The following is an 8,086-nucleotide window of genomic DNA, read 5'->3' as shown; positions in this document are numbered from 1 at the left end:
TGCCAATACATCGACCTGTTATCTTAAACTATCCTTTATAACCTTGCCCTATCTAAAAATTTCATCTTACTGATAACTTTTTTTGTTGTAATGGGTACGTTAAATGTACAACTTACTAAGTATGCATATATGCCTCCCCAAAATACAACAAACCGTTTGCGTCCTCTACTGATTAGTCAAGATATTGACTCATTCCACGGTTTACAAACCGTCAGCACTTACAACACAACTCGTGCTGATGCTTCATCTGCTAATTTACAAGAAGCTTATCAGGCAATGTTAATTTCTCAACAAACCGAAACCGAAAAATTAGCTTTATACCGTGCTGCTGCTGATGCTGCGCGATTAGCAGAATGGGAATTTCATAATGCCGTATTAGCGATGAAAGAAGTTGTGCGCGGGCAATATGGCTCAGATAGCGATCAAGCTCAAGCTGTGGGATTGAAAAAAAAATCAGACCGCAAGCGTCCTTCGCGGAAAAAGCAAGTTGCAATAGCGTAACCGCCTGCTGGAAGCGATCGCATTTGCAGTATTCGGCGTTGTATACAATTAATCTCTTGCGCTCATATCTTGCATTTGCTGATTGCTCGAACGCTCCAACTCCAAATCGTTCCAAGAAACTGGATCTTCTACAGGTTCCAAGTGAGTTGTAACGTGGGTTGAAGGCAGCACCCGAACAATAGCAAGCTCAATTGCTTCGCATAAATCATGCCCTTGTTGCACTGTCCAAGATCCAGGTACAAGAACATGAAAGGAAACAAAGCGACGGGTTCCAGCAGCGCGGGTTCGCAAGGCATGAAACTGGATGTCTTGACCTTTGTACTCGTTAAGGATGCTCTTGATTGCGTCAATTTCTTTTTTAGGTAAAGCTGCATCCAGTAAAGCGCTACTGGTTTCCCGCAGTATACGAAATCCTGTCCAAGTAATATTTGCTGCTACTATCAGTGCAATAATTGGATCGAACACGAGAGCGCCTGTTAGCTTGACGAGTAAGATTCCAACTACCACACCAGCCGAAGTCACCACATCAGTAAACAGATGGTGAGCATCAGCCCTGAGTGTGATGGAACGCAACCGTCGCCCTGCCCGTAGCAAGATAAAGGCAACAACACCGTTGATTGCAGTTGCAATGAGGGAGAGTGCCAACCCTAATCCCAGCTGTGTTAATGGTTCTGGATGCAGCAAGCGTCCCCAAGCTTCAACAGCAATGCTGATAGCGGCTATTACAATCAACGCACCTTCTGCACCACTGGAAAAGTATTCGGCTTTAGAATGCCCAAAGGCGTGTTCGGCATCGGCTGGTTTATCAGCATAGGTCAATGCCCATAGAGCAACCAAGGCTGCGACGAGATTTACAATTGACTCAATAGCATCTGAAAGCAAACCTACTGACCCGGTTAGCAGGTAAGCGCCAAATTTCAAGGCAATAGTGATGATTGCTGCTGCAATCGATAAGAAAGCGTAGGATCGGGCTGTTGGACTACTCATCTCGGTCGCGGACGTAATTACAGTGATTCCGAGCTAAGAGTACCAAATTTTACTTGAGCGGTCATCAATCTTGAGTCTTCTACTGATTGGTATTTCAAGACGCGATAAATTTAAGACGCGATAAATTTAAGACGCGATAAATCGCGTCTCTACAAGGGATCATTGCCGCGTATGAACTTCTTGCTCATACTATGTTGCGATCGCTAATCGGATGATTTAGCTTTCATCGTTTCGGCGTTGCAGTTGATGAGAGATGCGTTCGCGCTGTTCTGTAGCCAACCGTATACTTTGGTGTAATGACCAGAATAATCAGAAAGCTTATCTATTAGGTTTCCTTCTGTAGTGTGCCCTTACAGGGGTTCCATCTTCTCGATAATAAGTATCAATATATATATAATCACTTTGATTAGAAATATTCTCATATTCTTTTATTGAAACTGTTTTTTTGGTAGCAACTCGTTTAACAGATGGTTGTGGTGTTTTATAGGCGGGGCTAGTAGATTGCGCTCGATTAGTCTGGGAAAGATTTTTTATTTGTTCCTTTAAGCTAGTTATTTCATTAGATAGTGTCTGGCATTGTATTTGCAACTCTGAGTTCTGAGAATTTAATTGAGACTTTTCGCGTTGTAAATTCTTAACGTTAGATTCCTTGCTTCGGGCGTAATCACTGATATCTTGAATTCTTTTCTGTAAATCTGATTTCTGTTGATTCAGTTGAGACAATTGATTTTCTAAGTAACTAACTTGAGCTTGTTTTTGTCGATCAATGTCTTTTGAATTCTGAATATCTCTTTGTAAATTAGATATTGAATTTTGCAAGCTATCTATTTGAGCTTGTTTTTTTTGAGCTGACTCTGTTAAATCTTGGGTGTTCTTTCGTAAAACAGCTATATCAGCATCACGCTCAGATATAGCTTTATGTAGAGCAGAGATATTTTTAGTAAGATTAGAAATTTCCTGTATACGCTTATTTAAATTGTTAGTATTCTCTTGTCTACTTCTAAGTAAACTGTTAAATTGGTCAGATAAAAGACTGATTCGAGAACGTAACTCGTTAATGAGTGCTTGATAACTACTATCAGTTCTAGACCTGTCAGATCCTAAAACCAGTTTTGCTGATAAAACCTTGATTAAATCATCAATCTTATAAGCAAGACGAAGACGATATGGACTAATCTGATTAGCGTTTTGTGCTATTTCTACAGCTATTCTTTCAATTACTTCTGAAAGAATAAATTCTGAGGGTTGCTTGCTTCTTGCAAAAAGAACTAGATTAGTTACAATTTTATCGAGTCGTTCATAATCCTTTTCAGCCTGACTAGCTAAAAGAGAACGAACAACATTTTGTATACCTGCAAAAATTTGGTATCTTTTAGGTTTTCTAGGTTCTAATTCTTGGAGAATTTCGCTTCGTTTATACTCTAATGCCTCAAGTGTCCTTGCAATTTTTTCAGGATTTGCAGTAGGATCTTCACCAAAACGTTCTAAGACTCCTTCGTAAAGCCAAGCTTGAGACTCTAACTTATTCAGCTTTTGAACTTGCTGTTGATTATCTGGTTGAGAGAATATATCTGTTTTTTGTAACTTTTGTTGTAAGCTGTTAATCCTTGCTGAAATAGTACCTTTGAAACAAGCAAGCAATAACTCCAAGGCTTGACCAAAAGGAAAAGAATAGTCAGCCAACCAACCAAATAAAACCCAGAAAACTAGAGAGCCTATCAGAAATACGACTACTTTAACGTAGTTGCAAAACCTCTTAAGTAAGTTTCTATTGGCTTCCAGGTCTGAACTTTGTAGGTCAAAGTAAAACTGATTAACGAAAAAGTTGCTTACCTATTTGTTGACCTATTACCGTACCAGGATTGTTATTAACGTTGAGGTTTACACCTGATTGAGTATTCTGAGAGACATTAGAGGTATTCTGTATCTGCTGGTACTGAGTAACTAGTCTCTCTAAGTCCTCTTGAAATGTCTTGTCAGATTCAGCTTCACTCACAAGCGCAGCTTCTAAAAGCTTTGGTTCTTGTTTAGCCTTCTCAAGCTGAAGTCTCCCTTGAAATCTTGCTTTCAAGAAATCTAAGACATCTGTTCCAGCTTTCTCTAAAGCACCACCTGTAGCTTTATCAAGTGCATAAAGTACTATATTCACTGCTTGCAAAGCCAGCACAGATAAATCCATGTCTGTAGTAATCCTGATTTAAGCTCTATCAATTTATAGCACATTGCTAGTCGCCCACAGCAAACAGAGTTAAAAAGTGATTGTACCGACCGACAATGCAATCGCAAGTTAATCAACCTAATTGAGTTTAAACACAGGCGATCGCCGATCGTATGATTGAACTTTCATAGTTTCGGCGATCGCCATATCTACAGCAGCTTGTCTAAGGTAATTGGCAAATCGCGGACGCGCTTACCGGTGGCATGATAGACAGCATTAGCGATCGCCGCCGCAGTGCCGGTAATGCCAATTTCACCAATTCCTTTGACACCAAGCGGGTTGATATGTGGATCTTGTTCATCGACAAACAACACTTCAATATCAGGAACATCTGCATTCACTGGTACGTGATACTCAGCTAAATCATGGTTGACAACGCGTCCTCGGTTGGGGTCTGTTAGCGTATGTTCCATTAACGCCATGCCAATGCCATAAATAATCCCACCGATCAGCTGACTGTTGGCTGTTTTAGCGTTGAGGATGCGTCCTACGCCAAAAGTTCCCACCCAGCGCGTTATTCGCACTTCGCCTAAATCAGGCTCAACGCGTACTTCGGCAAACTGCGCTCCAAATGAGTGCATTGAGAACTTCTTTTGTTCCTCTCCAGGCTTGGCATCTGCACGCGCTTCGAGCATTTTCATCCCATGTCGTGCCAAGATTGCCTGATATGTTTCGCTAGCGGAGGATTTATTTTTTAAGAAAAAGCTGCCATCTTGAGCAATCACATCCTCAGCCTTTGAACTATAAAGCGGCGATTTTTGATCGGCAAGTGCTAGTTGCAAAAGCTGACTGCGTGCTTGATTTCCCGCTAAATGCACGGCTGAACTGACACTGGCGGCAGTTTGGGAACCACCAGAAATGGGGGTTTCTGGCATCTTGGTATCACCTAGTTCAAACCGCACTTTCTCAACTGGTAAACCGAGTGCTTCAGCTGCAACTTGAGTCATCACAGTATAAGTTCCCGTACCAATATCTTGCGAACCGCTTCGCACCACGGCTGTACCATCTGCCATAATTTGAGCGATCGCTGATGCTGGGGAACGGTTGGTAGGATAAGTAGCTGTCGCCATACCCCAACCAATCAAATAATTACCATCTCGCATCGAACGGGGCTGAGGATTGCGCTTTTGCCAGCCAAACTTTTCTGCCCCCAATTTGTAACACTCTCTCAGTGACTTGCTCGACCAAGGTATTTCTTTACTAGGATCGACTTCAGCATAGTTACGCAAACGCAACTCTACCGGATCGATATTGAGTGCATAAGCCAGTTCGTCCATTGCCGATTCTAAGGCAAACGACCCAGAAGCTTCGCCTGGGGCCCGCATATAGGTTGGTGTTCCTTGATCGACCTGAACCAGATGGTGGCTAGTTTCGATATTCGGGCTAGCGTAGAGCATTCGGGCGCTTTTACCAACAGGTTCGATAAATTCATCGAAAGTTGAAGTTTGCGAAATCCCGGTATGTCGCAAAGCAGTCAATTTGCCATCGCGGGTTGCGCCGAGAGAAACTTGTTGAATTGTCTCCGGTCGAAAGCCCACAGGCCCATACATCTGTATCCGTCCCAGAACTAATTTCACTGGGCGATTAACCTGTCGTGCTGCCATCGCCGCTAGCGGGACGTGCGACCAAGCCGACCCTTTGCAACCGAAGCCACCACCCACAAAGTAAGACATAATGCGAACTTTCTCAGGCTCAATTCCTAATACCCCTGCAACTTTTTGTTGAGCCTGAAAGATGCCCTGAGTTGCGTCATACAGCAGCAGTTCATCGCCTTGCCAAACTGCTGTTGTAGCATGAGGCTCCATCGGATTGTGATTTTCGACTGGCGTGGTATAAGTTTGCTCGACGCGGACAGCTGCCGCCGCTAGTCCCTGGCTGAGATTGCCATGCTCTAAATCGGGCGGTTCCTCTCTAGGGATTTTACCTTTAGGCAAGTATGCCTTAGCGAGATTGTCCCGCATATTAATGGTTGGTTTCTCTTCGTCATAGCGAACTTGTACCAGGGAGGCAGCATACATCGCTCGTTCAAAGGTATCGGCAACCACAACACCAATATGCTGACCGCTATACAGCACAATGTTATCTTGCAGGACTTGCAGCTTGCGACCGCCGCCCTTTTCTCCAGAAGCTTTGGGCGCGTTGAGGTGGGTAATTACTGCTAATACACCCGGTACTTGTTCCGCCGCCTTGGTATCGATTTGGGCTATTTTACCTTTGGCGATCGCACTTTGAATTGTCACGCCATAAGTCATTTTGGCGACCGGAAACTCAGCCGCGTAACGTGCGCCACCAGTCACCTTCAGGTATCCATCAACTCGATTTAGCGGTTTGCCGACAACTATATTTTTATCCCCAGTATTCATGCCATCCCTCCCACTGTTGTCAGCGCCTTAACAATTGTGCGTTTAGCCAGTTCGACTTTAAAGCCGTTGTATTTTTGAGGTTTAGCACCGGCGATCGCAGCCAATGCTGCTGCTTGAAATGTTGCTTGGTTTGCCGGCTTGTTCAAAAGTATTTTTTCCGCTTCCAAGGCACGCCAGGGCTTTGTGCCAACGCCACCAAGGGCAATGCGTGCCGAGCGAATAATTCCATTTTGAATATCTAATGCTGCTGCAACCGATGTCATCGCAAAGGCATAGGAGGCGCGATCGCGAACTTTTAAATAGTGCGATCGCCTTGCGAAGTTTAAAGCAGGTAAATCAACGGCAACAATTAACTCTCCGTGTTCTAAAACCGTCTCCCTTTCTGGCGTTTCGCCAGGTAGAAGATGAAAATCTACCAGCGGGATACTGCGCTCTCCTCTCGGCCCGCGGGTTTGCACAACGGCATCGAGTGCCACCATTGCCACAGCCATATCAGAAGGATGGGTGGCAATACAGCGATCGCTACCGCCAAGAATTGCATGGATGCGGTTATAACCCTCAATTGCCGGACAACCTGAACCAGGAACGCGTTTATTGCAGGGGAAAGCGGTATCGCGGAAGTAGTAACACCGAGTACGTTGCAGCAAATTTCCGCCGACACTTGCCATATTTCGCAGTTGCGGTGATGCCCCAGACAGCAACGCCTCTGCCAACACCGGGTAACGCTCCTGAATTATCGGATTATAAGCAACCTCGCTATTGCTTGCCATTGCTCCAATCCGCACACCGTTACCCTGCATTTCTATCTTGCTCAGTGGGAGTGGGTTAATGTCAACCAACTCTCTTGGATTCTGGACATTCAGCTTCATCAAATCGATGAGGCTAGTACCACCAGCGAGATACGAAGCTTGGGCATCTGGAGTAACCAACGCCACGGCATTTTCTGCCTGTCCTGCTTTCTTATAGCTAAACGGCTGCATCTTTTTTTCCCTCTAAGACATCGCGGACAGCAGCCACGATATTTGGATAAGCACCGCAACGGCAGATATTGCCGCTCATCAGTTCGCGAATGTCGGCATCTGATTTAGCGTGTCCCTCGTTCACCAAACCCACCGCCGAACAAATCTGTCCTGGCGTGCAGTAGCCGCACTGAAACGCATCGCGGGCAACAAACGCGGCTTGCATCGGGTGCAGATTATTTCCTTGTTCCAACCCTTCAATAGTTGTAATTTTTGCGTCGGTGTGCATAATTGCAAATGTCAGGCAGGAATTAATTCGTTGCCCATCAACCAGCACCGTGCAAGCACCACACTGGCCATGATCGCAACCTTTTTTAGTACCAATTAATCCTAGATATTCCCGAAGTGCATCAAGTAAGGTAACACGCGGTTCAATTTGCAAACTATGAGGTGTTCCATTCACTTGTAGCGTCACCTTCACAGTTTCAGAAGTGGAAGTTGCCAGCATTGGGGTAGTTTTTTTTACTTGAGTTTCTGCTACAGCTTTCTCTACAAAATTAGCGATCGTAGCCGCTACTGTGCTGAAGACCATCAATTGACCCAGCTTGCGGCGTCTTAAGACAAACCTCATTTGTTCGCTCCATTCTGTTTTTGTTAAAAATATTGAGTAATTATCTATGCTGAAATTATTGATAGAAAACCAGACTTACCAAAAAGCATTTTCTCTAAAAAGACATTGTTAATAGAATACAATTTCGTCTTGTTATGTCTCTCTATCAGAAGATTTATGCCATAAGTCTTATCTAGACCGATCAAATATAGAATTAATATCAAGTCCGGCTAATTAGTTATGATTTTTCCTCGTTCCCAGGCTTCGTCTGGGAATGCATTCATTGAGTCTCTGACTTAATATCTGACTGGAGGCAGAGCCTCTAAATCAGGCATTCCCATGCAGAGCATGGGAACGATAACAACGATAAAACAATGAAAAATCAAGCTTTTTTAGACTTATGTGTACACCGTAGCCTTATAAAGGGGAGGGAACCAAACTTCCTTAA

Annotated in this window: 7 protein-coding genes; 1 reads left to right on the top strand and 6 read right to left on the bottom strand. The window is 44.0% G+C overall.

The annotated features are described in order from the left end of the window. Positions 1-129 precede the first annotated feature (129 nt). Positions 130-501: a hypothetical protein gene (locus RMY64_RS03020; protein ID WP_322686203.1), complete on the top strand. Its 372-nt coding sequence runs from the start codon at positions 130-132 to the stop codon at positions 499-501. A 48-nt stretch (positions 502-549) separates the two neighbouring features. Here RMY64_RS03020 and RMY64_RS03015 read toward each other — a convergent pair whose 3' ends face one another. From RMY64_RS03015 to RMY64_RS02990, 6 genes are all read right to left on the bottom strand, one after another. Further along, complete coding sequence (locus RMY64_RS03015) at positions 550-1,488, bottom strand: cation diffusion facilitator family transporter (protein ID WP_322699269.1); 939 nt, start codon at positions 1,486-1,488, stop codon at positions 550-552. A 318-nt stretch (positions 1,489-1,806) separates the two neighbouring features. Continuing rightward, entirely contained in the window at positions 1,807-3,171 is a 1,365-nt protein-coding gene (locus RMY64_RS03010) for a hypothetical protein (protein ID WP_322699268.1), read from the bottom strand. 130 nt (positions 3,172-3,301) lie between these two features. Continuing rightward, complete coding sequence (locus RMY64_RS03005; protein ID WP_322699267.1) at positions 3,302-3,667, bottom strand: hypothetical protein; 366 nt, start codon at positions 3,665-3,667, stop codon at positions 3,302-3,304. 188 nt (positions 3,668-3,855) lie between these two features. After that, positions 3,856-6,069: a xanthine dehydrogenase family protein molybdopterin-binding subunit gene (locus tag RMY64_RS03000; RefSeq protein WP_322699266.1), complete on the bottom strand. Its 2,214-nt coding sequence runs from the start codon at positions 6,067-6,069 to the stop codon at positions 3,856-3,858. Then, complete coding sequence (locus RMY64_RS02995; RefSeq protein WP_322699265.1) at positions 6,066-7,049, bottom strand: xanthine dehydrogenase family protein subunit M; 984 nt, start codon at positions 7,047-7,049, stop codon at positions 6,066-6,068. The genes RMY64_RS03000 and RMY64_RS02995 overlap by 4 nt, the downstream gene beginning before the upstream one ends. Continuing rightward, positions 7,036-7,659, bottom strand: coding sequence for a (2Fe-2S)-binding protein (locus RMY64_RS02990; protein WP_322671617.1), 624 nt, complete (start codon positions 7,657-7,659; stop codon positions 7,036-7,038). The genes RMY64_RS02995 and RMY64_RS02990 overlap by 14 nt, the downstream gene beginning before the upstream one ends. Between the last annotated feature and the right edge of the window lie 427 nt (positions 7,660-8,086).

Origin of the sequence: Nostoc sp. DedQUE08 (assembly GCF_034530895.1) — a bacterium.
Lineage (GTDB): Bacteria > Cyanobacteriota > Cyanobacteriia > Cyanobacteriales > Nostocaceae > Nostoc.
The sequence above is the reverse complement of the archived record's forward strand: the minus strand, read 5'-3'. Positions and strand labels throughout refer to the sequence as shown.

Bases quoted from the DNA above. Each gene is read 5' to 3' on its own strand.
- RMY64_RS03000 (WP_322699266.1), bottom strand. From the start codon at position 6,069: ATGAATACTGGGGATAAAAATATAGTTGTCGGCAAACCGCTAAATCGA.
- RMY64_RS03020 (WP_322686203.1), top strand. From the start codon at position 130: ATGCCTCCCCAAAATACAACAAACCGTTTGCGTCCTCTACTGATTAGT.
- RMY64_RS03005 (WP_322699267.1), bottom strand. From the start codon at position 3,667: ATGGATTTATCTGTGCTGGCTTTGCAAGCAGTGAATATAGTACTTTAT.
- RMY64_RS03015 (WP_322699269.1), bottom strand. From the start codon at position 1,488: ATGAGTAGTCCAACAGCCCGATCCTACGCTTTCTTATCGATTGCAGCA.
- RMY64_RS02995 (WP_322699265.1), bottom strand. From the start codon at position 7,049: ATGCAGCCGTTTAGCTATAAGAAAGCAGGACAGGCAGAAAATGCCGTG.
- RMY64_RS02990 (WP_322671617.1), bottom strand. From the start codon at position 7,659: ATGAGGTTTGTCTTAAGACGCCGCAAGCTGGGTCAATTGATGGTCTTC.